25 protein-coding genes are annotated in these 21007 nt (G+C 71.8%); 12 read left to right on the forward strand and 13 right to left on the reverse strand.

Features of this window, described 5'->3' with window-relative positions; genetic code table 11:
• Window positions 1–49 precede the first annotated feature (49 nt).
• Together HTZ77_RS17545 and HTZ77_RS17550 are read right to left on the reverse strand one after the other, a co-directional pair.
• Window positions 50–304, reverse strand: coding sequence for a hypothetical protein (locus HTZ77_RS17545; RefSeq protein WP_175590661.1), 255 nt, complete (start codon window positions 302–304; stop codon window positions 50–52).
• 82 nt (window positions 305–386) lie between these two features.
• The gene (locus HTZ77_RS17550; RefSeq protein ID WP_205302750.1) at window positions 387–893 is read right to left on the reverse strand and encodes a ribosomal protein L7/L12; all 507 of its coding nucleotides are present in this window, start codon (window positions 891–893) and stop codon (window positions 387–389) included.
• Window positions 894–1104: 211 nt separating this feature from the next.
• On the opposite strand from HTZ77_RS17550, the gene HTZ77_RS17555 reads away from it, so the two are divergent.
• Entirely contained in the window at window positions 1105–1491 is a 387-nt protein-coding gene (locus HTZ77_RS17555; protein WP_175590663.1) for a hypothetical protein, read from the forward strand.
• Between the two features lie 52 nt (window positions 1492–1543).
• Here the strand turns inward: HTZ77_RS17555 and HTZ77_RS17560 are convergent, their stop codons facing one another.
• Window positions 1544–1918, reverse strand: a complete 375-nt coding sequence (locus HTZ77_RS17560) for a nuclear transport factor 2 family protein (RefSeq protein ID WP_175590664.1) — start codon at window positions 1916–1918, stop codon at window positions 1544–1546.
• A gap of 82 nt (window positions 1919–2000) precedes the next feature.
• A complete protein-coding gene (locus HTZ77_RS17565) occupies window positions 2001–2606 on the reverse strand; it encodes a TetR/AcrR family transcriptional regulator (RefSeq protein ID WP_175590665.1) in 606 nt (201 codons plus the stop codon).
• Between the two features lie 213 nt (window positions 2607–2819).
• Between HTZ77_RS17565 and HTZ77_RS17570 the strand changes: the two genes are divergently transcribed.
• Window positions 2820–4178, forward strand: a complete 1359-nt coding sequence (locus HTZ77_RS17570) for an MFS transporter (RefSeq protein WP_328808633.1) — start codon at window positions 2820–2822, stop codon at window positions 4176–4178.
• A gap of 88 nt (window positions 4179–4266) precedes the next feature.
• Window positions 4267–5466 carry an esterase-like activity of phytase family protein gene (locus tag HTZ77_RS17575; protein WP_235994773.1) on the forward strand — a complete coding sequence of 400 codons (1200 nt, stop codon included), beginning with the start codon at window positions 4267–4269 and terminating at the stop codon, window positions 5464–5466.
• An 87-nt stretch (window positions 5467–5553) separates the two neighbouring features.
• Here the strand turns inward: HTZ77_RS17575 and HTZ77_RS17580 are convergent, their stop codons facing one another.
• Both HTZ77_RS17580 and HTZ77_RS17585 read right to left on the reverse strand, forming a co-directional pair.
• Window positions 5554–6447 carry a hypothetical protein gene (locus HTZ77_RS17580; RefSeq protein WP_175590667.1) on the reverse strand — a complete coding sequence of 298 codons (894 nt, stop codon included), beginning with the start codon at window positions 6445–6447 and terminating at the stop codon, window positions 5554–5556.
• A 2-nt stretch (window positions 6448–6449) separates the two neighbouring features.
• Window positions 6450–7049, reverse strand: a complete 600-nt coding sequence (locus HTZ77_RS17585; protein ID WP_175590668.1) for a hypothetical protein — start codon at window positions 7047–7049, stop codon at window positions 6450–6452.
• A 156-nt stretch (window positions 7050–7205) separates the two neighbouring features.
• On the opposite strand from HTZ77_RS17585, the gene HTZ77_RS17590 reads away from it, so the two are divergent.
• On the forward strand, window positions 7206–8483 hold the full coding sequence (locus HTZ77_RS17590; protein WP_175590669.1) for an NAD(P)/FAD-dependent oxidoreductase: 1278 nt from the start codon (window positions 7206–7208) through the stop codon (window positions 8481–8483).
• Between the two features lie 5 nt (window positions 8484–8488).
• Here HTZ77_RS17590 and HTZ77_RS17595 read toward each other — a convergent pair whose 3' ends face one another.
• The gene (locus HTZ77_RS17595; protein ID WP_205302751.1) at window positions 8489–9088 is read right to left on the reverse strand and encodes a CGNR zinc finger domain-containing protein; all 600 of its coding nucleotides are present in this window, start codon (window positions 9086–9088) and stop codon (window positions 8489–8491) included.
• 86 nt (window positions 9089–9174) lie between these two features.
• On the opposite strand from HTZ77_RS17595, the gene HTZ77_RS17600 reads away from it, so the two are divergent.
• The gene (locus tag HTZ77_RS17600) at window positions 9175–9960 is read left to right on the forward strand and encodes an MBL fold metallo-hydrolase (RefSeq protein ID WP_175590671.1); all 786 of its coding nucleotides are present in this window, start codon (window positions 9175–9177) and stop codon (window positions 9958–9960) included.
• Between the two features lie 40 nt (window positions 9961–10000).
• Window positions 10001–11263, forward strand: a complete 1263-nt coding sequence (locus HTZ77_RS17605; protein ID WP_175590672.1) for an MFS transporter — start codon at window positions 10001–10003, stop codon at window positions 11261–11263.
• 19 nt (window positions 11264–11282) lie between these two features.
• Here HTZ77_RS17605 and HTZ77_RS17610 read toward each other — a convergent pair whose 3' ends face one another.
• The 4 genes from HTZ77_RS17610 to HTZ77_RS17625 form a co-directional block, all read right to left on the reverse strand.
• The gene (locus tag HTZ77_RS17610) at window positions 11283–11942 is read right to left on the reverse strand and encodes a nitroreductase (protein ID WP_205302752.1); all 660 of its coding nucleotides are present in this window, start codon (window positions 11940–11942) and stop codon (window positions 11283–11285) included.
• 13 nt (window positions 11943–11955) lie between these two features.
• Window positions 11956–12258 carry a DUF952 domain-containing protein gene (locus HTZ77_RS17615; protein WP_175590674.1) on the reverse strand — a complete coding sequence of 101 codons (303 nt, stop codon included), beginning with the start codon at window positions 12256–12258 and terminating at the stop codon, window positions 11956–11958.
• Window positions 12255–12809: a GNAT family N-acetyltransferase gene (locus tag HTZ77_RS17620; RefSeq protein ID WP_175590675.1), complete on the reverse strand. Its 555-nt coding sequence runs from the start codon at window positions 12807–12809 to the stop codon at window positions 12255–12257. Before HTZ77_RS17620 ends, HTZ77_RS17615 begins: the two co-directional genes overlap by 4 nt.
• Window positions 12810–12926: 117 nt before the next feature.
• Window positions 12927–13475, reverse strand: a complete 549-nt coding sequence (locus tag HTZ77_RS17625) for a nucleoside deaminase (RefSeq protein WP_235994774.1) — start codon at window positions 13473–13475, stop codon at window positions 12927–12929.
• Window positions 13476–13603: 128 nt separating this feature from the next.
• On the opposite strand from HTZ77_RS17625, the gene HTZ77_RS17630 reads away from it, so the two are divergent.
• The 6 genes from HTZ77_RS17630 (at window position 13604) to HTZ77_RS17655 (ending at window position 19892) form a co-directional block, all read left to right on the forward strand.
• Complete coding sequence (locus HTZ77_RS17630; RefSeq protein WP_328808634.1) at window positions 13604–14563, forward strand: antibiotic biosynthesis monooxygenase; 960 nt, start codon at window positions 13604–13606, stop codon at window positions 14561–14563.
• 31 nt (window positions 14564–14594) lie between these two features.
• On the forward strand, window positions 14595–15965 hold the full coding sequence (locus HTZ77_RS47500) for an FAD-binding oxidoreductase (protein ID WP_175590677.1): 1371 nt from the start codon (window positions 14595–14597) through the stop codon (window positions 15963–15965).
• Between the two features lie 12 nt (window positions 15966–15977).
• A complete protein-coding gene (locus tag HTZ77_RS17640; protein ID WP_205302753.1) occupies window positions 15978–16955 on the forward strand; it encodes a radical SAM protein in 978 nt (325 codons plus the stop codon).
• 177 nt (window positions 16956–17132) lie between these two features.
• Window positions 17133–18494 (forward strand): hypothetical protein, encoded by a 1362-nt coding sequence (locus HTZ77_RS17645; protein ID WP_205302754.1) that lies wholly within the window; start codon window positions 17133–17135, stop codon window positions 18492–18494.
• A 154-nt stretch (window positions 18495–18648) separates the two neighbouring features.
• Window positions 18649–19383, forward strand: coding sequence for a phytanoyl-CoA dioxygenase family protein (locus tag HTZ77_RS17650; RefSeq protein WP_175590678.1), 735 nt, complete (start codon window positions 18649–18651; stop codon window positions 19381–19383).
• Between the two features lie 5 nt (window positions 19384–19388).
• Window positions 19389–19892, forward strand: a complete 504-nt coding sequence (locus tag HTZ77_RS17655) for a GNAT family N-acetyltransferase (protein ID WP_328808635.1) — start codon at window positions 19389–19391, stop codon at window positions 19890–19892.
• A gap of 88 nt (window positions 19893–19980) precedes the next feature.
• Here HTZ77_RS17655 and HTZ77_RS17660 read toward each other — a convergent pair whose 3' ends face one another.
• Together HTZ77_RS17660 and HTZ77_RS17665 are read right to left on the reverse strand one after the other, a co-directional pair.
• Window positions 19981–20625 carry an RICIN domain-containing protein gene (locus HTZ77_RS17660; RefSeq protein WP_175590679.1) on the reverse strand — a complete coding sequence of 215 codons (645 nt, stop codon included), beginning with the start codon at window positions 20623–20625 and terminating at the stop codon, window positions 19981–19983.
• 61 nt (window positions 20626–20686) lie between these two features.
• Window positions 20687–20938 carry a DUF4242 domain-containing protein gene (locus HTZ77_RS17665; RefSeq protein ID WP_175590680.1) on the reverse strand — a complete coding sequence of 84 codons (252 nt, stop codon included), beginning with the start codon at window positions 20936–20938 and terminating at the stop codon, window positions 20687–20689.
• Between the last annotated feature and the right edge of the window lie 69 nt (window positions 20939–21007).

The following is a 21007-nucleotide window of genomic DNA, read 5'->3' on the forward strand; positions in this document are numbered from 1 at the left end:
GAACCCACCTTCTGTCCGGTATGGGATATTTCATGCCGGTCCGGGGTGGTCAGAGGCGGTTCACGAAGCGGGTGGCCGCGCGATGGCTCATGCCGGTCTCGCCGCGCACGAGGAAGACGGCTTCCTGGAGCTGACCCATGGCCTTGAGCTCGCGAGCCTGGTCGACCAGGTCGTCGCTGGGGGTGAGGCGGTTACGGGGCCGCTGGGTCAGGCGGACCGCCAGAATGATCAGGTAGATGATCGCGATGGTGACGACGGCCGTGAGCGCGATGAGGCCCGGGGTGGAGATCGCCAGGCTGAGCATGAACTGATCGTAACCCGTCGGCGCCGCGGGCGTCAGGGCGCGGGGGCCTCAGGGCGGCCGGCCCGGCCGGCCCGGCGGGGCCTCAGCGGTCGCCGGCGGGCGTGGTCGCGGTCCCGTCGCGGACGCTGTCGACGAAGGCGGTGGCCTCGTCGTGGTCCATGCCGGTCTCGCCGCGTACGAGGAAGACGGCCTGTTCGGTGCGGCCGTCGCGCTTGAGGGCGCGGACGCGGGCGGCCAGGTCGGCGGTGTGGCCGGCGGGCTGCACGGCGGCGACGGAGGGTGGGGTGGGGTGCGGTTGGAGGGCGGGGTGGCGGATGGGGCGGCCGTGGGCCAGGCCGTCGACGGCGTCCTTGGCTTCCTTCAGGCCCATGCCGGTGTGCTGGCGCAGCAGTTTGATGGCGTGGATGGGCTGTCCGGTGGCCGCCAGGTGGCGTACGCGGGCGTCGAGCTCCTGCGGGCTCGCGGGGCGCGGGAGCCGGGACGGTGTGCCGCCTCGGGTGGCGCGGGTGATGGCGACGGCGGCGATGGCGGCGGCGAACAGGACGACGAAGCTGAGCAGGATGAGGATTTCGGGCGCGCCGAGGTTCATGGTGTTCATCGTAGGCGGCGCGGTGCTGGTGCGTTCCTGGTGTGATCAGGACATGTCGGATTGCTCGATAATGAACATTATGTCAAGTAAGACCGGTTGTGACGGTGCGTGACCATGACGGAACGCTTGACCATCGGTGAATTTCCTGTCCCCCGGCGCCTGTGGCGTTTAGGGTGGGAAGCCTGCTATCGCGCCGCGAGAGGAGCAGCACGTGGGGACCGAGTCTGTTTTATGTCCGGTGTGCCAGGGGGTCCTGCCGGCCTCCGGCCGGGAATCGTACACCGCGCTGCGAGGCCGGTTGATCGTGACGAACGGTTACTGCGCAGGTGGGTGTGAGGAGCGGCGGGCCGCTACGGAGCCGATCCGGCGGATGCCGCGTCAGGTTCCCGCGGTGCCCGGTGTGGCGCCCGTCGCGGGTCCGGTCGCCGCGGGTGGTGCCGGGGTGACGCCGCTCCCCCAGGCGCAGGCGGTGCCGGGGCACGGTGGTCCGGTGCGGGGCGCGCCGTATGAGCAGCAGTACGAGCAGCAGCCCTATGAGCAGCCTTATGAGCAGGTGGCCGAGGCGCGGCTGGCTCCGGTCGTGCGGATCTCGGGCTGATTCTCCGGCTGGTGAGTGGGTGCTCCCGTGGTGGTGCGGGGGTTGTGCCGTGTCAGTGGTGGCCTTCGGTGGTGTGCCAGTAGTCGCGGGTTCGTACGGCTTGGCCGTGTTCGTTGAAGTGGGCGAAGACGCAGCCAGCGAGGGTGACGGGTGTGCCGTTGTCGTGGGCGTGGACGCGGAATTCGATGGCGGCCTGGTCGCCGTCGACGACGGGGGTGGCGAAGGTGACGCGGGGGTCGGTTTCGCCGGTGAAGGACCAGCGGATGTAGTCGGCGATGGCTCCTCTCCCCCGGTGGGGTGGGCGGAAGGGCATCGAGGTGTGTTCGGCGTCGTCGGCGTAGAGGGTGATGAGGGCGTCGACGTCGTGGTGGGTCCAGGCGTGTTGCCAGGTGTCGGCGAAGCGTTGTGCGGCGGTTCGCGGGTCCATGGGGTCATTGTGGCGGTTGGTGGGGGGCGGCGGGTCTCGTTCGGCGGGGTGAGTGGGGTGCTCCTCCCCCGGCGTGGGGACTTCAGCGACCTGCGATGAGCGGGAGCAGCAGGTCGTCGATGACCGACTCGATCTGCTGCTCGGTGCTCTTGGGCTGTCCGCTGACGCAGTGGTAGAGGAGCATCGCGGGCCCGGCCGCGGCGATGGCCGTCTCGCTCGCCCCCGGTGCGGCGCCTCCGTGTCTCTTGATCAGCTCGATGATGCCTCTCTCGCAGGGCGCGGTCACCGACTCGTGGAAGAGCACGCGTAGCTGGGCCGTCTGCTCGTCTCCTGCGGCCGCCACCGCCTGGAAGGCTGTGCCCTTGGAGTCGTACAGCGTCTGGTTGAGGTACCGGAGCAAGGTCAACAGGCCGTCGCGGAGTGGCGTGTTGGGCGGGATCTCCGGTGGGGCGGCAAGCAGGTCGCGCAGCGCGTCGCGCACGAGTTCGTCCTTGTTGCGCCACCTTCGGTAGAGGGCCGCCTTGCCGGTGCCGGCCGCGGCGGCGACCCGGTTGGTGCTCAGCTTGGCGTAGCCGACGGTGCCGAGCTGCTCGATGACCGCGTCGAAGATGATCCGCTGCAGTGCCTCGCCGCGCCGTCGCGTGGGGGGCGGCTGCGGCCGCGCCGGTTGTTGCGCCGATGTGGTCATCGACACCTCCTTCACGCGGGACTGGTTGCGCTCTCACCCTACCGGCCTCATATAGTGAACCACCTAGTTCCCTATTGAGGCTTCAGTTCCGATGGAGGACAGATGTCGAGCCCACCCGAACGATCCGCTGCCGCAGCACCGGCGGCCGCCCCCGAGAAGGCGCCGAGAGCCGCTGATGCGAAGCTGACCGGTGTCTCCGCGATAACCCTGGCGGTGATCGTTTCCTGCGAACTGGTCCTGATGCTCGATGCCACGATCATGAACGTGGCCCTGCCCCAGATCCGCGGCGGCCTCGGGTTCACCCCCGCCGGACTGTCCTGGGTCACCAACGCCTTCCTGCTCGCCTACGCCGGCCTGATGCTGCTCGGCGGGCGCGCCGGCGACCTTCTCGGCCACCGCCGGGTGTTCCTTGCCGGGATGGTGCTGTTCACCGCCGCTTCCCTGCTGGGCGGGCTGGCGCCCAGCCCTGAAGTGCTCATCGTCGCCCGCGCCGCGCAGGGTCTCGGCGCGGCGCTGGCCGCGCCGAGCACGCTGGCCCTGCTGACCACCAACTTCCGGGGCGGTTTGCAGGCCAAGGCGCTGGGCGTCTACTCCTCCGTCACGGCCTCGGCGATGACCCTCGGCCTCGTCCTCGGGGGCGTCATCACCACCGCGCTGTCGTGGCGCTGGGTGCTGTTCATCAACGTCCCGATCGGGCTGTTGGCCGTCCTGATCGCACCGCGCTATCTCGCCGAGTCGCCGCGGCAGGTCGGCCGCTTCGACGTGGCCGGGGCGCTGACGTCGATGTCCGGGCTGGTCGCCGTCGCCTTCGCGTTGGTGCGCGCCGCCGAGCACGGCTGGCGGGACCCGGCCGCGTTCGCAGGGTTGACGGCCGGGATCGTGCTGCTGGCCGCGTTCGTGCTGATCGAGTCACGGACGCGGCAGCCGATCATGCCGCTCCGGCTGTTCGCCGATCGCACCCGTGCCGGCGCCTTCGCGGTCCTGCTGCTGATCCCCATGGTGACGATGAGCATGCAGTTCTTCATCGTCCAGTTCCTGCAGCAGGTGCTGCGCTACAGCCCCCTGCAGGCCGGCCTGGCGTTCCTGCCCATGGCGGTCGGGATGCTGCTGACCGCGCAGAACGCCTCACGAGCGATCGCCAAGTTCGGCGGCAAGAGCGTCGCGCTCATCGGCGTGGCCCTGCTCACCGCGGGCGTCGCGTGGCTCGTCCCGATCACGGCGACGACCGGCTATGCGGCCGGCATCGCCGGTCCCCTCCTGCTGGCGGGGGCGGGGCTGGGGTTGGTGGTGGTGCCGTTCAACATGGCGATCATGTCCACGGTCGAGCCTGCCGAGTCGGGGTCCGCCGCCGGGGTGCTCCAGACCGCGATGCTCACCGGCGCTTCACTCGGTGTGGCCGTGCTGTCCGCCGTGTACGCCTCAAGCATCAAGCACGACAGCGGCTCCGCGACGCAGCCCACGGTCCAAGCCGTCGCTGAGGGCATGGGGACCGCCTTCACCGTCAGTCTCACGTTCGCGGCCGCCGCTCTTTTGATCACCCTTCTGGTGGTCAAGAGAGCGGGTGCACGATGAGGATGAGCACCGGGGAGGGGCAGATGTTCGCGCCCGGCTCATGGGCTGATCGCCGTCCCGTCATCCGGCGGGCCTACCGTGCCGGGGCATGAAGAGCATCGCCATCATGATGTGCGCCGGCGCGTTGGTCGCCGGCCTCGCCGCGCCGGCCGCCGCCGAGCCCGGGCGGGAGGCGTTCGGCAGGGCCACGCTGACGGGCTTGGCCGTGCTGCCGGCCCAGACGTTCGTGCCCGGCAGCGAGCCGTCCGGCGCGCAGCTGGGCACGGACCCGATCAACGGGGTCACCCCGCCGTTCCCGGGCCAGCCGGTGCAGGGTTTCAGTGGCGTCGCGCGTCGTCCCGACGGCTCGTACGACGTGCTTTCCGACAACGGCTACGGCGCCAAGGCCAACAGCGCGGACTTCCTGCTGCGTGTTCACCGGATCAGGCCGGACTTCGCCGCGAAGTCGGTCCGGGTGCTCGGCGGTTTCCAGCTGTCCGACCCGCGCAAGCTGGTGCCGTTCCCGCTCACCAGGGCCGACCGGCTGCTGACCGGGGCGGACTTCGACGTCGAGTCGATCGTGCGGGCCGCGGAGGGCGGCTACTGGATCGGTGACGAGTTCGGCCCGTTCCTGCTGCACGTGGACGGTGAGGGGCGGCTGCTGGACGCGCCGATCGAGCTGCCCGGTGTGAAGGCGCCGGAGAACCCGTATCTGAACGGGGCGGAGGCGAATCTGGGCCGCAGCAAGGGTTTCGAGGGGATGGCGAGGTCGGTGGACGGCCGCCGTCTGTACCCGTTGCTGGAGGGCACGGTGGCGGGCGACCGGCCGGGCGAGTTGCGCATGTACGAGTTCGACCTGCGCGGGAGTGCCTACACCGGGCGGCGCTGGACGTATCGGCTGGATGACCCGTCGCACGCGATCGGTGACATGACGGCGGTGGATCGGCACAGGTTCCTGGTCATCGAGCGGGACAACCTGCAGGGCGACGCGGCTGAGGTCAAGCGGGTGTATCTGGTGGACACGCGGGACAGGGACGGTGACGGGGCGGTGGACAAGACGCTGGTCGCCGACCTGCTCGATCTGGCGGATCCGCGTGGTCTCGGTGGTGGCGGTGCGGGGGGCACGTTCAGGTTCCCGTTCCAGACGATCGAGGATGTGGTCGTCCTGGACGACCGTACGCTGGGCGTTCTGGATGACAACAACTATCCGTTCTCCTCCGGCCGTACGCCTGGTCGGCCGGACGACAACGAGTTCATCACCGTGCGGCTGGCGAGGGGGCTCGGCGCCGATCCGCGCGTCTACCGGTAGTGGCTGCTCGGTGCGCTTCGACCGCGGGCCTGTACCGGCTCGGGTGGCCCGCGGTCGAGGTGGCGCTGTGTCCTGGAGCGGCGTCGGTCAGCAGGACGTGGAGTCCGCCGACGTCCCTTCGGCGCAGGCCGCGGCGAGGAGTGTCGAGCGCAGGGCCGTCAGGCTGGGCGGGGTGGTGCTCGCCGGCTCGGTGCCGCCCGCGGGTACCGAGGTCGCCGTGGCCGAGGGCTTGCTCGTCGGTGTGAAGCAGGGGTCGAGGTCGTCGCAGGTGGGCGTGGGAGACGGCTCCGCCTCGCTGTCCTCGGAGAGGTAGGTGTAGCCGAGGAGCTGTGCCGCGCGCCGTGCGTCCATGAGGGGGGCGACCACCGGGCCGCCCGCGGACTCCTCGACGAACAGGCCTTCGCCGATCGGGGTGTAGACGGTTCGGGCGTAGGTGAGCTGGGCGGGGTCGGTGACGGGGCGGCCGAGGAGCTGCTGGCGTTCGGCGAGGTTGTGGACGAACATCAGGCCGGTGCCCGCTGTGCCGATGGACTCCTTGAGTTCGGCGAGGGTGGTGGTGGCCGGTTGCTCGACCCGGATGCGGATCTTGCCGTCGGTGTATCCCTGGCCGAGCCGTCCGGCCAGGACCTTGTCGACGCGTACGACGAGGCCGGCGTAGCGCATGGCGGCGTCCTGGCTGTCGTAGGGCACGACGGGTGCCCCGCTGTCCCCGTCGTCGGAGGCGTAGGCGATGCCGGGTTCGATGTCGACGACGGTGCCCTGGACGAGCGCTGCGGCGGCCTTGAAGGCGCCGGAGTCGGATGCTCCGGGGACGATGTCGGCCACCGAGTCGAACAGGTACTGGCCGTCCGACATGCTGGCGCCGTAGCGGAGCTTGGCCCAGAAGGAGGGTTGCGGGCTGCTGGTGAGGAGGGTGCCCGCGAAGGTGCCGGTGAGGACGGCGGCCAGGAGGGTGAGGATGAGCGGGAGGCGCTTGTTCACGTTCACCATTCCCCGTTGATGTGGGAGCGGTCGTGGCTGCTGTAGGTCTGGGTGGTGGAGGTGCCTTGCTTCATGCAGGAGGTCAGGTTGGTGTGGCCGAGGCCGATGGCGTGTCCGATCTCGTGGCAGGCCGTCTTCTTGCGGATGGTGGTGGTGGTCATGTCGGCCAGGTCGAAGCGGAGTTCGGCGCGGTCGCAGGTGTATTCGCCGCCGATCTGGGCGAGGACTCTGACGCATTTGGTGGCGCCGGTGATGTTGACGCCGGTGCTGGAGCCGTCCCAGTCCTTGCCCCAGTAGTCGACGTAGCGGGCGTCGAACATGACGAGGTCGGTGTGGGTGCCGGCGGTGTCGTCGTAGCCGCCGATGCGCAGGTCGGTCTGGTAGTCGAGGTTGGCCATGCCGTAGTCGGCCGCGGTGATCATGTTGCTGGTGAGGGTGGAGCCGTTCCAGTAGACGTCGCGGTTGTCGGTCTTGGGGCAGCACCAGGTGGGGTGGTAGACGAAGAAGCCGAAGGTGTTGGCGAGCACGGGGGTGGCGGCCGTGAGCCCGGCGGACAGGGACGCCACGATGGCGAACAGCAGGGCGAGTGCTGGCATGCGCATGGCTGATCAATGTAGGCATGGGCTGGGGTGGCTGAAAGATCAGAAAGGCGAAGTCGGTGCCAACGGGGCATGTACGAGGGTTGACGTGAGCCGTTGACGGTCTCCCCCGCCTGCGGGTATGCGTCTGAGCAGGGTGGCCGGGGGTAGGGCCTGGGCATGGGCGGCAACGGGGGGACGCGCGATGCGGTCATCGTCGTGGGAGCGGGGATGGCGGGGCTGGCGTGCGCGGTGCGGCTGTACGGGGCCGGCATGGCGGTGCGGGTCTTGGAGGCGGCCGACGGTGTCGGCGGCCGGGTGCGCACGGACGTCGTCGACGGGTTCCGGCTGGATCGTGGGTATCAGGTGTTCAACACCGGCTATCCCGAGGCTCGTCGCGTGCTCGACATCGGCGCGCTCGACGTGCGGCCCTTCGCCTCGGGGCTGATCGTCCAGGGGTCCACGGCCCGGGCCAGGGTGATGCTGCCGTGGCGGCATCCCCGGCACGCGTTGAGCGGGTTGCTGGCCGGGTTGGGGACGCTGCGTGACAACGCCGTGCTCGCCGCGATCACCGCGCGTGACCTCGTCTGGCCCGGTTCGCGGTTGCGGGGCGGGCGTGAACGGCGTACCGGGGAGGAGCTGCGCGCGTGGGGCATGTCCCCCAAGATGATCGACTGCCTGATGCGGCCCTTCCTGGCCGGTGTGGTCCTGGAGCGCGATCTGGAGACCTCCAGCCGGGTCTTCCATCTGTTGTGGCGGTCGTTCGCGCGCGGCACGATCGGTGTGCCGGCGCTGGGCATGGGGCAGATCCCGCGCCAGTTGGCCGATCGGCTGCCGCCGGGGACCGTCACGCTGGGGGCCCGCGTGAGTGAGGTAGCGGCGGACGGGGTGCGGCTCACCGACGGCACCGCGATGGAGGGCCGGGCGGTGGTGGTGGCCGCGGACCCCGTCTCGGCGGGTGGCCTGCTGGGCGGGATCGGGGTGCCGGTGATGCGGGCGGTGACCACCTTCTACCATGCCGCTCCTCGCTCGCCTCTGGGTGAGCCGATCCAGATCATCGACGCCACCGGGGCGATCACGGACACCCTGGTGCTCACGGAGGCGGCTCCGGGCTACTCCGCGGACGGGCGGGCGCTGGTGTCCACGTCGGTTCTGGGGCTGGACACCGATGAGCGTCCGGTCCGGCGGCGTCTGGGCGAGATCTACGGCTCCACGTCCGGGTGGGAGCACCTGGCCACCTATCCGGTGCCGGCGGCGCTGCCGGCGATGCCGCCGCCGTGTCCGTTGCGCAGGCCGGTGCGGTTGGGTGCCGGGCTGTACGTGTGTGGCGATCATCGCGACACCGGGTCCCTGCAGGGGGCGCTGGTGTCCGGCCGGCGTGCGGCCGAGGCTGTGCTGGCCGACCTTCTCCCCCGCTCTGCGGGCCGGCGTCCGGCTGCTGACCGGGTGACTCGCTGACGCCGTCAGTTTGTCGTCGTGTGGGAGCGGCGGGCGTAGGCGCGGGCGGCGCGGGCGCGGTCGCCGCAGCGGGTGGAGCACCAATGGCGGCGGCCGTGGCGTAGCAGGTAGCGGTTGCAGGGGGTGGAGCCGCACGAGGTGAGGCGGTCGGCGTCGGGGGCGGTCAGGAGGTCGGCGGCGTTGGCGGCGAGGGTGGCCAGGGCGCGGTCGAGGATCTCGTTGGTGGGGCACGGTGCGGCGCGGTAGGGGCCGTTGGTGTCGTCCCACTGCAGCAGGGCGGCGGTGGGGGCCTTGGTCAGCGCGTCGTTGACGGCGGACAGGGCCGCGGGCAGGGGGGGCAGCCCGGCGACGCGGGCGGCGAACAGCGCTCTGAGGTGTTCGCGCAGGGAGCGTAGCTGTGTGGCGCACATCTCCTGCACTCCGGCGTCGGCCGGGGCGAGGCCGCGTTCGGTGAGCCACTGGTTCGTCGTCGCGGGGGTGCCGAGGAGGTCGATGAAGTGGCCTCCGGGCAGCGCGATGGCGCTGTTGACGAAGTCGATGGCGAGGTAGTCCTCCGCCCCTGGCGCGGGCGGCAGCACGGGCTCGGCAGTCAGGGGGTCGCTCATAGCTCTCATGGTACGGCTTGCATTCATCCGTGATACCCCGCTACCGTCCTTCACGGATAAATCGCTTCCCATCCGTGAGGTCTGTGATGGCTGACACCTGCCCGAACCCTGCCCAGATCCCCGTGCGCGTCCTCGGCGGCCCGACCGTCTTCTTCGAGTACGGCGGCCTGCGCCTGCTGACCGACCCGACCTTCGACGCTCCCGGCGTCTACCACGTGCCGGGCGGCCGGCTGATCAAGACGGCGCCCTCCGCCGCCGCGCCTGCCGACCTCGGCCGCCTCGACGCGGTCCTGCTCTCCCACGACCACCCCGACCACCTCGACGACTCCGGCCGGGCCCTGCTCGGCGACGTCCCGCTCGTCCTGACCACGCCCGACGCCGCGCTGCGCGTGGGCGGCGCGGCCAGGGGGCTGGCCGACTGGGAGGCGATCGAGCTGGACCGTCCCGGGGGCGGCGTGATCACCGTCACGGGCGTGCCGGCCGTCCACGGGCCCGGCGCGCGCGAGGAGGTCGAGCCGATCACCGGGCAGGTCGTCGGATTCGTCCTGACCGGGGAGGGCCTGCCCACGGTCTACATCAGCGGCGACAACGCCTCCCTCGACGCGGTCGAGCAGATCGCCGGACGCTTCGGCCCGGTGGACACCGCCATCCTCTTCGCCGGAGCTCCCCGCTTCCCCGTCCTGTTCGACGGCGCGCTGATCGTCCTGGACAGCGCGCAGACCGCCGAGGCCGCCGGGATCCTCGGCGTGCGCCGCGCGATTCCCGTCCATTACGACAGCTGGGCGCACTTCACCGAGGGACGCGACGAGCTGGTGGCCGCGTTCGCCGACGCGGGGCTGGGCGAGCGGCTGGACCTGGGTGAGCGGGCATGAGGCGCAGCCGGTCTCCGGCCCGGCCGGAAGAGGTCGCCCCGTGACGACCCGAACACCTGCCCAGGTCGAGGATCTTGCGCGTCTTCGGGCGCAGCGCCGCATCCTGGTCGTCCTGGTCGCCACCCAGGTCCTCAGCGGCGCCGGACTGGCGGCCGGCGTGACCGTCGGCGCCCTGCTCGCCCAGGACATGCTCGGATCCACCAGCCTTACCGGGCTGGTGAGCGCGCTGTCGACCGCCGGTTCCGCGCTGGCGGCCGTCGTCGTCGGGCGCCTCTCCCATGCGCGCGGGCGCCGTCCGGGCCTCGCCGCCGGGTATCTGGCCGGCGCCGCCGGGAGCGCGGGTGTCGTCGCCGCGGCCGTCGCCCGCGATCCCCTCCTGCTGTTCGCCGCGATGTTCGTCTACGGCGCCGGCATGGCCACCACCTTGCAGGCCCGCTACGCGGGGGCCGACCTGGCGGCTCCCGAGCGCCGTGCCCGTGCCGTGTCCACGGTGCTGGTGGCCACCACCCTGGGCGGCGTGGCCGGGCCCAACCTCGCCACCGTGACCGGCGACCTCGCCGACGTCGTGGGCATCCCGTACCTGGCCGGGCCGTTCCTGCTGGCCGGCGCCGCCTACGCGGTCGCCGTCCTGGTCCTGCTCTTGTGGTTGCGTCCCGACCCGCTGCTGCTGGTCCGTGCGCTGCAGGTCGAAGGCGTCGGGCCGGTGCACGGCGCGCCCGGTGATGCCGGCGGCCGGCCCGCGGCCGGGCGGCGGTCCTTCGGGGTGCTGGTGGGTGCGCTGGTCATGGCGGTCGCCCAGATCGTCATGGTGTCGATCATGACGATGACGCCCGTCCACATGCACGGCCACGGCCACGGCGCCGCCGCCTCCGGGCTCGTCATAGCCCTCCACATCGGCGCGATGTACCTGCCCTCGCCGCTGAGCGGCTGGCTCGTCGACCGGTACGGCCATCGCGCGATCGCCGTCGCCTGCGCGCTGACGCTGCTGGTCGCCGGAGTCGTCGCCGCCGGCGCTCCTGACGACTCGGCCGCTGCGCTGGCGGTGGCCCTGGTGCTGCTGGGCGTGGGCTGGAACCTCGGTCTCGTCACCGGCACCGCGATCATCACCGATGCCGTCCCGCTGGCCGTGCGGGCCAAGCGTCAGGGCCTGGTCGACGTGTCCATCGCCGTCGCCGGGGCCGCGGGAGGTCTGGCCTCCGGTCTCGTCGTGGCCGCCGCCGGCTACGCCGTCCTGGCGGTCGGGGGCGGCGTGCTGGCGCTGGCGATCGTGGCGGTGGTCATCGCCGCGGCGCGCGGACGGTGAGCAGGCGACCGCCTGGCGGTCACGTCCCGATGAAGCTCACGGTCTCCCTGATGTCGGCCCGCCCCGTACGCAGCCGTGGCACGCCTTCCCTCTCGAATCCGACTGAGAGGCCGCAGAACAGGACGAGCCCGTCGTCGGCTCCGACGAGCCTGCTGACCGTCGTGCGATACATCGTCCACATCACCTGAGGGCAGCTGTGCAGCCCTTCCGCTCTCAGCAACAGCATGACCGTCTGCAGGTACATCCCCGCGTCCCCCCACTGTCCGGGCCCCATCGTCCGGTCGAGGTAGCAGAACAGGACGACCGGCGCCCCGAACGCCTCGGCGTTCAAGGTGGCGATCTTCTGGGGCCGGTCGGGGTCGTCACGCGCGATGCCCAGCGCTTGGTACCGCTGGGCGGCCGCGGCGGAGAAGCGGTCCAGGTACGGCGAGGTCAGTTCGGCCGGGTACATCGGATACTCCCGCTCATCGCCCGCATCTCCCGCCCGCGCCCTGGCCGTGGCGCGCCGCTTGAGCTCGGCCAGGGGCTCGCCGGTCACCACGTACACGTGCCACGGCTGGAGGTTCCCGCTCGACGGGGCCCGCGTCGCTGCCGCCAGCACGCGTTCGAGGATCTGCCGGGGCACCGGCTCGTCGCTGAACGCCCGCACGGCCCGGCGGGTGTTCACCGCCTCATACACGTCCACTCAGTGTTCAGGCGGGCGGCTGGTAGGGGCGGGTGGCGGTGACGGCGGTGAGCGGGAGCGGGCCGTACAGGTGGGGGAAGCCGTTCTCGACGCGGACGTCGAGGCCGGCGGGGTCGATCTCCAGGACGAGCAGCGGTTCGGTGACGGCGCCGTAGAAGGCGTCGTGGACGCCGTGGAGCTGGGCGGCGTCGCGGCTGCAGTGGATGAAGCCTTCCTCGGCCAGGGTGCGGCCGAGGGTGGAGACGCGGTAGTCGCCGGCGTGCTGGGCGGCCTGCCAGTCGGTGGCCAGGGCGAGGTGGAGGATGGTCATGCCGTCCACTCGCCGGCGAGCATGGCGTAGATGACCTCGTCGGTCCATTCGCCCTTGACGTACTCGTTCTGGATGAGGTGGGCCTCGCGGCGCATGCCGAGTCTTTCCAGGACGCGCGCCGAGGCGGTGTTGCGGCCGTCGAGGCGGCCGCAGATGCGGTGCAGACCGAGCGCTTCGAAGCCGAGGCGCAGCATCTCGCGGGAGGCTTCGGTGGCGAAGCCGTGGCCGTGGTGGTCGGGGTTGAAGACGTAGCCGATCTCGCCCTGGCGGTGCTGCTCGCTGGTCCAGACGAGCATGGCCAGACCGATGAGGTGGCCGGTGTCGCGGCGGACGACGGCGAGGTTGAGGGAGTCGCCCTCGGCCGCGATGGCGGTGCGGCCCATCTTGGTGTCGATTCCGGCGCGGGCGGCGTCGAGGTCGCGGGCGTCCCAGTAGAGGTAGCGGGTGACGTCGGGGCGGGACTCGAAGGCGTGGACGGCGTCCAGGTCGTCGGGGGTGAAGGGGCGCAGGTCCAGGCGCGGGGTGGCGAGGGGGTAGTCGGGTTTGAGCACGGGGGCAGTGTAGGGGCGGCGGTCGGGGGTGGCGAGCGGTTTTCGGGCGAGGGGTCTTCGGCGCAGGGGGGGGCGGGGAGTGGACGGCCGCGCGGTCCACTCCCCCGCTGCGGGTGGTCAGTAGGGGTGGTTGTCGGGTTTGTTGGTCCAGGCGTCGTAGGCTTCTTCGCCGAGTTCGGGGTGGATCTGTTCGATGCGGATGCGGCGCTGGTCGAGGGGCTTTTGGAAGTCCTCGTACTGGAAGAGGTCGTCGAAGCCGATCTTGCGGGTGGCTTCGAGGTCGGCGCCGAAGAAGACGGCGTCGATTCGTGACCAGTAGATGGCGCTCATGCACATGGGGCACGGGGCGCCGCTGGTGTAGAGGGTGCAGCCTCTGAGCATGCGGGCGCGTTCGGGCAGGGGGTCGGGTGATCCTTCGGGGCGTGGGACGAGTTCGAGGGTGGCTTGGTTGTTCTTGGCCTCCGAGATGGAGGGCGCGTTGGGGTTGAGGATCTGGATGGCTTTGCGGATGGCTTCGATCTCGCCGTGCGCGGTGGGGTCGCCGGTGAGCAGGACGCGGTTCTGCCCACGGCAGAGGATGTCGCCGTTCATGGTGATGACGGTGCCGAAGGGGCCGCCCCAGCCGTTTTCCACGGATTCGGCGGCGAGTCGTGCGGCTTCTGCCATGAATTCTTTGTGTCCCATGGTGTGGCCTCCGGTGCGTAAAATTCGCCTGGATTTTTGATGGAATACAATGATTTGCCTGGTTTGTCGCCGTATTTCTTCCCTGGTTGCTCTGCACTACACTTGACCAGGTGAAACGGCATGCCATTCCCGGCGGCGAGGGTGACGGCGCCACTGTCGTGATCTCCTCGAAGGTCCGCGAAGGTGGCGAGGAGGATTATCGGCGCTGGCAGCGGAGAATGACCGAGGCCATGCACGGATTCGCGGGTTTCGAGGGCGCGGATGTTTATCCGCCTATTCCCGGCGAACAGGGCTCGTGGGTGGTGGTGTGCCGTTTCTCCAGCGCCGGGCGGCTGACCGGGTGGCTGGACTCGGAGGTGCGGGCCCGGCTGCTGGAGGAGGTCCGGCCGCTGCTGGAGGAGCCGTCGGCGCTGGAGGTCCTGGCCGGGCGCGGCCCGGCCGGCGACGTGGTGACGGCGGTGATCTCCCACCAGGTACGGCCCGGCCGCGAACGCGAGTTCGCGCGCTGGCAGGAGGCGATGCGCAAGGCCCAGGAGCGTTTCCCCGGCTTCCTCGGGGTCGAGACGTTCGAACCCGTGCCGGGCATCCAGGAGCACTGGGTCGTGCTGCTGCGCTACGACAGCCGCGAGCACCTGGACGGCTGGATGGACTCGGCCGAGCGCGGCGAGCTCCTGCGCGAGGGGCGCGGCTGCGTGCTGGACTTCGACGTGCGCACGGTCAGGTCGTCCTTCGACGGCTGGTTCCGCTCCGCCGACGGCCCGGGGCAGGCGCCGCCCGACTGGAAGCAGGCCATGTCGGTGCTCTTGGCCCTGTATCCGACGGTGATGATCCTGAACCTGACGGTGGGCCGCGTGCTGGGGGCGCTGGGCTGGCCCCTGTACCTGGCGCTGTTCGTGGGCAATGTGGCCAGTGTGGCGACGCTGACGTGGGTGCTGATGCCGCTGGTCAACCGGGCGCTGGCGTGGTGGCTGCGGCCCGGCGCGTCGGCGCGGGCCGGCGCGGGGGGTGCGCTGGTGCTGGTGGCGGGGTATGCGGCCTGCGTCGCCGTCTTCGGGCTGATCGCCCGCTAGCAGGGCCGCCGCGCGGCCGGAAAGGACTCCGATGTCCGCAGGTGGACCGGCCGGGGAGCTGGAGCTGGTACGGCGTGGGGAGCCCGGCTACGAGGAGGTCCGCGCGGGCATGGTGTGGAACGCGCGCAAACCGGCGCGCTCCCCCGAGGTGATCGTGCGGGCCGGCGACGAGCGGGACGTGGCGCGCGCCGTGCGGTGGGCCGCCTCGGCCGGCATGCCGGTGGCCGTGCGGGCGGGCGGGCACAACTGGATCGGCTCCTCGCTGCGCGAGGGCGGCATGCTCATCGACCTGTCGCGGCTGGACCGGTGCGCGGTGGACGCGGCCTCGGCCACGGCCCTGGTGGGGCCTGCGGTCACCGGCCGCGACCTGGCGGCGGCGCTGGTCGGGCAGGGGCTGGCCTTCCCGGTGGGGCACTGCGGGTCGGTGGCGGTGGGCGGCTACCTGACCAGCGGCGGCCTGGGCTGGAATCCCGGGGTGTGGGGGCCGGCCTGCACCGGCGTGATCGGGGTCGAGGCGGTGAGCGCGGACGGTGCGCTGGTGCGCTGCGACGAGCGCGACGACGCCGATCTGTTCTGGGCGGCGCGGGGGGCGGGGGCCGGGATGTTCGCCGTGGTGACCCGGTTCCGGCTGGCGCTGCGCCGGCTGCCGGCGGTGATCGTGCGCAGCACGTACGTCTTCGCGCTGCAGGAGGTGGAGCGGGTGGCGTCGTGGGTGGACGAGGTCGCGGCGGTGCTGCCCGCGCGGGTGGAGCTGAGCCTGGTGCTGGGCACGCGGCAGGACGGGTCGGGACGCAAGGTGGTCTCGGTGACGGCCACGTGCTTCGCCGGCTCGCGCGAGGAGGCGCAGGGCTCGCTGGAGGCGTTCGGCGCGTGCCCGTGGGCGGGGCGGGCGCTGGAGCGCACGCGGGAGGGGCCGGTGGGGTTCGACGCGCTGCTGGACGCCTCGGACGGGCTGTGGCGGCGGGGAGATCGCTGCGCGGCCGACACGCTGTGGTCGCGGCGGGAGCTGGCGGAGGTGCTGCCGCCGCTGGCGCGGGAGGTGGAGCGGGCGCCGTCGGGCAGGTCGCTGGTGCTGGCCTCGCCGGCGCCCGCCGGGCCGGGGCTCGCCTTGCCGGACATGGCGTTCTCGGTGCTGGGCTCCAGCTATGTGGTGGGGTACGCGATCTGGGACGATCCGGCGGACGACGCGGCGAACACCGGCTGGCTGCGCGCGGCGATGGACGGGGTCGCTCCGCTGGGGTCGGGGCACTACATCGCCGAGACGGACCTGCTGGCGGGCCCGGAGCGGGTGCGGCGCTCGTTCACGCCGCAGGCGTGGCAGCGGCTGGCGGCGGTGCGGGCGCGGTGGGATCCGGACGGGGTGTTCGCGCCGTTTCCCCGGGACGCGTGGCGGTCGGGTTGAAAACGGAGTCGAATGCGTGTTCCACTGGGTGGTGTGGGCTGGGACGCGCTTTCGCTGGTGGACGCGGTTGACGATCGTCCGCTGATCGAGCGGCGGGCGGTGCTGCGCGGCGGGTTCTGGGAGATGCAGGCCCGCACGGTGATCGAGCGGCTGCCCGCGACGGCGGGGGTGTCCCAGCAGTGGGGCGTCTCCCCCTACCGGGGGTGCGCGCACGCGTGCCGGGGGTGCGGGGCGCGCGGGGGGCATCGCCGGCTGGGGCTGGATGCGGGGCGTGACTTCGACACGCGGATCGTGGTGCGGCCGAACGTGGTGGAGCGGCTGCGGGCCGAGCTGTCGCGCTGGGACGGCGAGCCGCTGGCGGTCGGGGCCGGGGGCGACTGCTACCAGGAGGCGGAGGCGACGTACCGGTTGATGCCGGGGATGGTGCGGGCGCTGGGCGAGGCGGGGGTGCCGTTCACCGTCTACACCAAGAGCCCGCTGGTGCTGCGTGACGCGCCGCTGCTGGCGCGGGCGGGGGCCCGGGTGGCGGTGTCGATCGCGTTCGTGGACGAGCGGATCCGGCGGGCGGTGGAGCCGGGCGCGGTGGGGGCGCAGGCGCGGCTGGAGCTGGTCTCGGCGCTGGTGGAGGCGGGGGTGGAGTGCCGGGTGCTGATGGGTCCGGTGCTGCCGCTGCTCAGCGACGCGGCCGACCAGCTCGCGGCGACGGTGCGGCGGATCGCGGCGGCGGGTGCGGCGGCGGTGGAACCGGTGGTGCTGCGGCTGCCGCCCGGGACACGGTCGTGGTATCTGGAGTGGCTGGAGCAGGCGCATCCGGGGCTGGTGGGGCGCTATGAGGAGCTGTACGACGGGGCGGGGCTGCCGGCGCCGGAGTACGAGCGGCGCATCACGGGGCAGATCGAGCAGTTGTGCCGGGTGTACGGGATGGCGTGCGGTGCGGGCGAGCCGGTCGGCAGGCGTCGCCCGGGTGGTGAGCAGCTGGCGCTGGTGTGACGGGGCGGGCCCGGGGTTCCCTCTCCCCGTGCCGGGCCGGGCCTGGTGGGGGACGGTGTCACTGCCGGTTTTCCGGGCGGACGAAAAGGTTGACCGCTAGTCTCGATATTGGTCACTTTTTGCCGTTATGGTGGCAGCCTCAAGCTGGATGATCTTCGTTCAGGAGGCTGAATCCCCGTGTCTGGCTTAACCTCGAAGACCTGCACCCCCTCCAAGGCCCTGGGCGCCGCGGCGGCGGCGCTCGTGGTCGTGATCGCGGGAGCGGGGGCCGCGACGGCCTCCACCGCGCCGGTCGCGGCGGCCGCCGTCTACTACCTCGACAGCGTCGCCGGCAACGACGCGGCCGCGGGCACCTCGGCGGCCACGGCGTGGAAGACGCTGGCCAAGGCGTCGGCGGCGGCGCTGGAGCCGGGGTCGAAGCTGCTGCTGAAGAGGGGCGGTTCGTGGTCGGGGCAGCTGGCGGTCAGCCGTTCGGGCACGGCGGCCGCGCCGATCGTCGTCGACGCCTACGGCACGGGCGCCGCGCCGATCGTGATGGGCGACGACGAGGCGTGCGTGGACCTGGCCGGCGACCACATCGAGGTCTACAACCTGCAGGTCGGGGTGAACCGGGACGCGGGCCGCTGCTCGTGGGCGGGGATCAAGGTGGGCGGCGACGACAACGTCGTGGAGAAGAACCTCATCACCGGCGCGGCGGCGGGGGTCTACATCGAGACCACGGCCCGCTACACGGCGGTGACGAGCAACGACTTCGTCGACAACAACCACATGAGCACGCTGACGCCGAAGGAGGAGGACTCCAACGACGACTCGGGCGCGTTCGCGATGCTCGTGCAGGGCGACGACTCCAACATCGGGTGGAACACCATCAGCGGGTCGGTGGCCTTCAGCTACGACTACGGCTTCGACGGCGCGGCGGTGGAGATCTTCATGGGGTCGCGCAACCGGGTGCACCACAACCTCGCCTTCGACGTGGACACCTTCACCGAGCTGGGCACGAGCCGCAACGACGACGGCACGAGCAACGACCCGGACGGCACCTCGGGCAACGTGTTCGAGTACAACGGCATCCACGGGCCGCGCTCGCGCTCGGGGCTGGTGACGCGGGGCCCGGTGCACAGCGACGGGCGGATCGAGACCAACGGGCCGGTGCTCGGCACGGTGTTCCGCAACAACTCCATGAACCTGCCCAACGCCGACGCCGAGGGCGTGGTGTGTGACGCGAGCTGCACCAACCAGCATCTGACGCTGTCGCAGAACATCGTGGTGGCGGCCAAGAAGAGCGCCTACGCCGACGCGACGTTCACCGCCCACGACCACAACGTCTTCTACGGCGGGCAGTTCCAGATGTCGGCGGGGACGGCGAACGTGCGCAAGGACCCGAAGTTCGACGCCAACCGGCCGCTGCACCTGCTGAGCACCAGCCCGGCGATCAGGCTGGGCGTGAGCAGGTTCAACGACGTCGACCTGGACGGTGTGCAGGTCGGTCAGGACGGGCGGATCGAGGCCGGCGCGTACGAGTACGTGGCCGCGGGCTGATCTCGCCACCGGGTGTTCCGCCCGTTCCCGCGGCGAAAGGTCCCTGGGGGGATGGTCGCGGGGACGGGCGGGACGCACCCGGGCAACAGGACGCGCCCCATAAAACGGGACATGCCTGGAAAAATGGGTGGACGGCGCTGCTAGCGTGCGGCGCATGAGTGTGATCGATGTGGAGCGCTTCATCGAAGACGGATTCGTCAAGGTGGAGGGCGTGGCGCCGCGCGAGGTGGGCGACCAGGCGCGGGGCCTGCTGTGGGAGCGGATCGGGCTCTCGCCCGAGGACCGCTCGGGCTGGACCCAGCCCGTGGTGTGGACGGCCGACCTGCGGGGCGAGGGCCCGTTCGGGACGCTGATCAACGGTGAGCGGCTGCGGCAGGCGCTGGACGCGGTGGCCGGGCCGGGCGCATGGGTGCCGCGCGGATGCCTGGGCAACATCCCGGTGCGTTTCCCCGACGTGGCGCCCGCCGACGACCGCGGCTGGCACATCGACGCCAACACGCCGGGAGCCGACGGCGCCTGGCACGTGAGCGGGCGGCCGCACACGTTGCTGCTGCTGGTGCTGCTGTCGGAGGTGGGCGCGGACGACGCGCCGACGCGGATCCGGGTGGGCTCGCACCGGGACACGCCCGCGGTGCTGGGCGAGGGCGAGCCGATGGATCCGATGGTGGCCGGACCGCTGCTGGAGGAGGCCAGCCGCGGCCGGCCGCAGGCGCCGGCGACCGGAGTGCCCGGGGATATGTACGTGGTGCATCCGTTCACGGTGCACGCGGCGCAGGAGCACCGGGGCACGCGGCCGCGGTTCATGGCACAGGCGCCGGTGATGCTGCGCGAGCCCCTGTCCCCCGCCGCAGGGTCTGTGCTCGCGCGGGCCGCGTGGGGGTCGGCGTGAGCGGCGTGCGGATACGGACCGGCGGCAGCGGCGACGTGGCGGCGGTGCTGGCGATGTTCGACAGCGCCGTGGCGTGGCTGGTGAGCAAGGGCATCACGGGCCAGTGGGGCGATCGGCCCTTCACCGGCGACGCCCGCCGCACCGAGCAGGTCGAGCGGTGGGCGGGCGGCGGCGGGCTGCGGATCGCCGAGGTGGACGGCGAGCCGGCCGGCTGCGTGAGCGTCGGCTCCCCCGCCGCCTACGTGCAGCCGGCGGAGGTCGCCGAGCTGTATGTGCAGGCGCTGGTGGTGGACCGGCGTTTCCCCGGGCTCGGCGTGGGGGCCGCGCTGCTGGACCGGGCGCTGGCCGAGGCCGGCGAGCGGGGAGTCGAGGTGCTGCGCGTCGACTGCTACGCCGGCGGGGACGGGCGGCTGGTGCGCTGGTACGAGGAGTGGGGATTCGAGCGGGAGGCGCCGTTCACGGTCGGCGAATGGCCGGGGATGGTGCTGCGCCGCGCCGTGCGGCCGTGACGACGAGGGCCTCCCCCGGCGGGGGAGGCCCTCGCGGTGCCGGCGTCACGGCGGACAGGCTCTCAGCTCATCCGTCGCGACGTCACGGTCACTGGAAACGCCACAGCTGGGCGTCGTTGGGGCTGGCGCAGGGGAAGACCTTGGCGAGCTGGCCGAGGGTGTCCAGGCACATGGACGGGTCCAGGGCCGACTTCAGCTGGCCGAAGCCCACTCCCGTGGCCGGGATCTCCCCCTGGTGCAGCCAGCGCTCCCCGGTCAGACGGCTCGGGTCGCAGGTGTGCTGCACCACCTGCGCGCCGAACGAGGCGACCTCGTTCCTGACCTCGACGCACTTGCCGCTGCCCCGGTTGGACAACTGGTAGACGAAGTTGCCGGAGCCGTCGACCGACAGCAGGGTCGGCTGCCACAGCTGGGCGTCGTTGCCCTTGCAGGTGATGCGCTGCAGCAGGGCGTTCTCGGCGCTGGAGGCGTCCTTGACGTCCAGGCACTTGCTCTGCTCGGCCTCCTGGACCTGGAAGAAGCCGCCCAGAGCCAGCGGTCCCGGGCCCGGCGGGGGCGCCACCGGCCTCCCGGTCGGCTGCGGCGCCGGGGCAGGCTGGTCGGCGGCGTTCGCGGCGGCCGGCACGAGGCAGACGGCCGTGGAGATCGCTGCGGCCAGCAGCAGCGGCGCCGCGCGGCGGCCGGCCCATGGCGTGGTCGAGCGTCGGGTCCGGCCGGAAGGGGTCTGGTTCATGAGTGCTTTCTCGCTTCCTGTCGAGGGTTTCGATCTGTCGTGGTGATGGCGCTGCGGGGTGTCAGCTGCCTTCCTGCACCTGGAAGATCTGGTCGGCCACCAGGCCGTGAGCCTCGCGGTGCACCGCCGTGGCCGCCTCCGCCGAAGGCGCCTCGACCAGGCAGAAGATCCTGCCCTGGCTCTCGTCGACCCAGTAGCGCAGGTAGCTGACGTCGTGGCGGCCCTGATGCTGCAGGTCCGCCTTGTGCGCCTGGACGACGTCGGCCATCGCGACGCCTTCGGCGATGGTGTGGACGTCCATGTAGAGCGGCATGCCGGCCTCCCGTTCCGTGGTGAGTCCCGCCAACCGTAGGGACGGAGGCCGGGGGGCCGGATCGGGAGC

The organism is Nonomuraea montanisoli, assembly GCF_013363975.1.
Taxonomy (GTDB): domain Bacteria; phylum Actinomycetota; class Actinomycetes; order Streptosporangiales; family Streptosporangiaceae; genus Nonomuraea; species Nonomuraea montanisoli.

What these genes read in the sequence shown, in the direction of transcription:
- HTZ77_RS17545 (WP_175590661.1), bottom strand. Translation starts at nt 304, where the DNA reads ATGCTCAGCCTGGCGATCTCCACCCCGGGCCTCATCGCGCTCACGGCC.
- HTZ77_RS17550 (WP_205302750.1), bottom strand. Translation starts at nt 893, where the DNA reads ATGAACCTCGGCGCGCCCGAAATCCTCATCCTGCTCAGCTTCGTCGTC.
- HTZ77_RS17560 (WP_175590664.1), bottom strand. Translation starts at nt 1,918, where the DNA reads ATGGACCCGCGAACCGCCGCACAACGCTTCGCCGACACCTGGCAACAC.
- HTZ77_RS17565 (WP_175590665.1), bottom strand. Translation starts at nt 2,606, where the DNA reads ATGACCACATCGGCGCAACAACCGGCGCGGCCGCAGCCGCCCCCCACG.
- HTZ77_RS17575 (WP_235994773.1), top strand. Translation starts at nt 4,267, where the DNA reads ATGAAGAGCATCGCCATCATGATGTGCGCCGGCGCGTTGGTCGCCGGC.
- HTZ77_RS17585 (WP_175590668.1), bottom strand. Translation starts at nt 7,049, where the DNA reads ATGCGCATGCCAGCACTCGCCCTGCTGTTCGCCATCGTGGCGTCCCTG.
- HTZ77_RS17590 (WP_175590669.1), top strand. Translation starts at nt 7,206, where the DNA reads ATGGGCGGCAACGGGGGGACGCGCGATGCGGTCATCGTCGTGGGAGCG.
- HTZ77_RS17595 (WP_205302751.1), bottom strand. Translation starts at nt 9,088, where the DNA reads ATGAGCGACCCCCTGACTGCCGAGCCCGTGCTGCCGCCCGCGCCAGGG.
- HTZ77_RS17600 (WP_175590671.1), top strand. Translation starts at nt 9,175, where the DNA reads ATGGCTGACACCTGCCCGAACCCTGCCCAGATCCCCGTGCGCGTCCTC.
- HTZ77_RS17615 (WP_175590674.1), bottom strand. Translation starts at nt 12,258, where the DNA reads ATGACCATCCTCCACCTCGCCCTGGCCACCGACTGGCAGGCCGCCCAG.
- HTZ77_RS17625 (WP_235994774.1), bottom strand. Translation starts at nt 13,475, where the DNA reads ATGGCAGAAGCCGCACGACTCGCCGCCGAATCCGTGGAAAACGGCTGG.
- HTZ77_RS47500 (WP_175590677.1), top strand. Translation starts at nt 14,595, where the DNA reads ATGTCCGCAGGTGGACCGGCCGGGGAGCTGGAGCTGGTACGGCGTGGG.
- HTZ77_RS17640 (WP_205302753.1), top strand. Translation starts at nt 15,978, where the DNA reads ATGCGTGTTCCACTGGGTGGTGTGGGCTGGGACGCGCTTTCGCTGGTG.
- HTZ77_RS17650 (WP_175590678.1), top strand. Translation starts at nt 18,649, where the DNA reads ATGAGTGTGATCGATGTGGAGCGCTTCATCGAAGACGGATTCGTCAAG.
- HTZ77_RS17660 (WP_175590679.1), bottom strand. Translation starts at nt 20,625, where the DNA reads ATGAACCAGACCCCTTCCGGCCGGACCCGACGCTCGACCACGCCATGG.
- HTZ77_RS17665 (WP_175590680.1), bottom strand. Translation starts at nt 20,938, where the DNA reads ATGCCGCTCTACATGGACGTCCACACCATCGCCGAAGGCGTCGCGATG.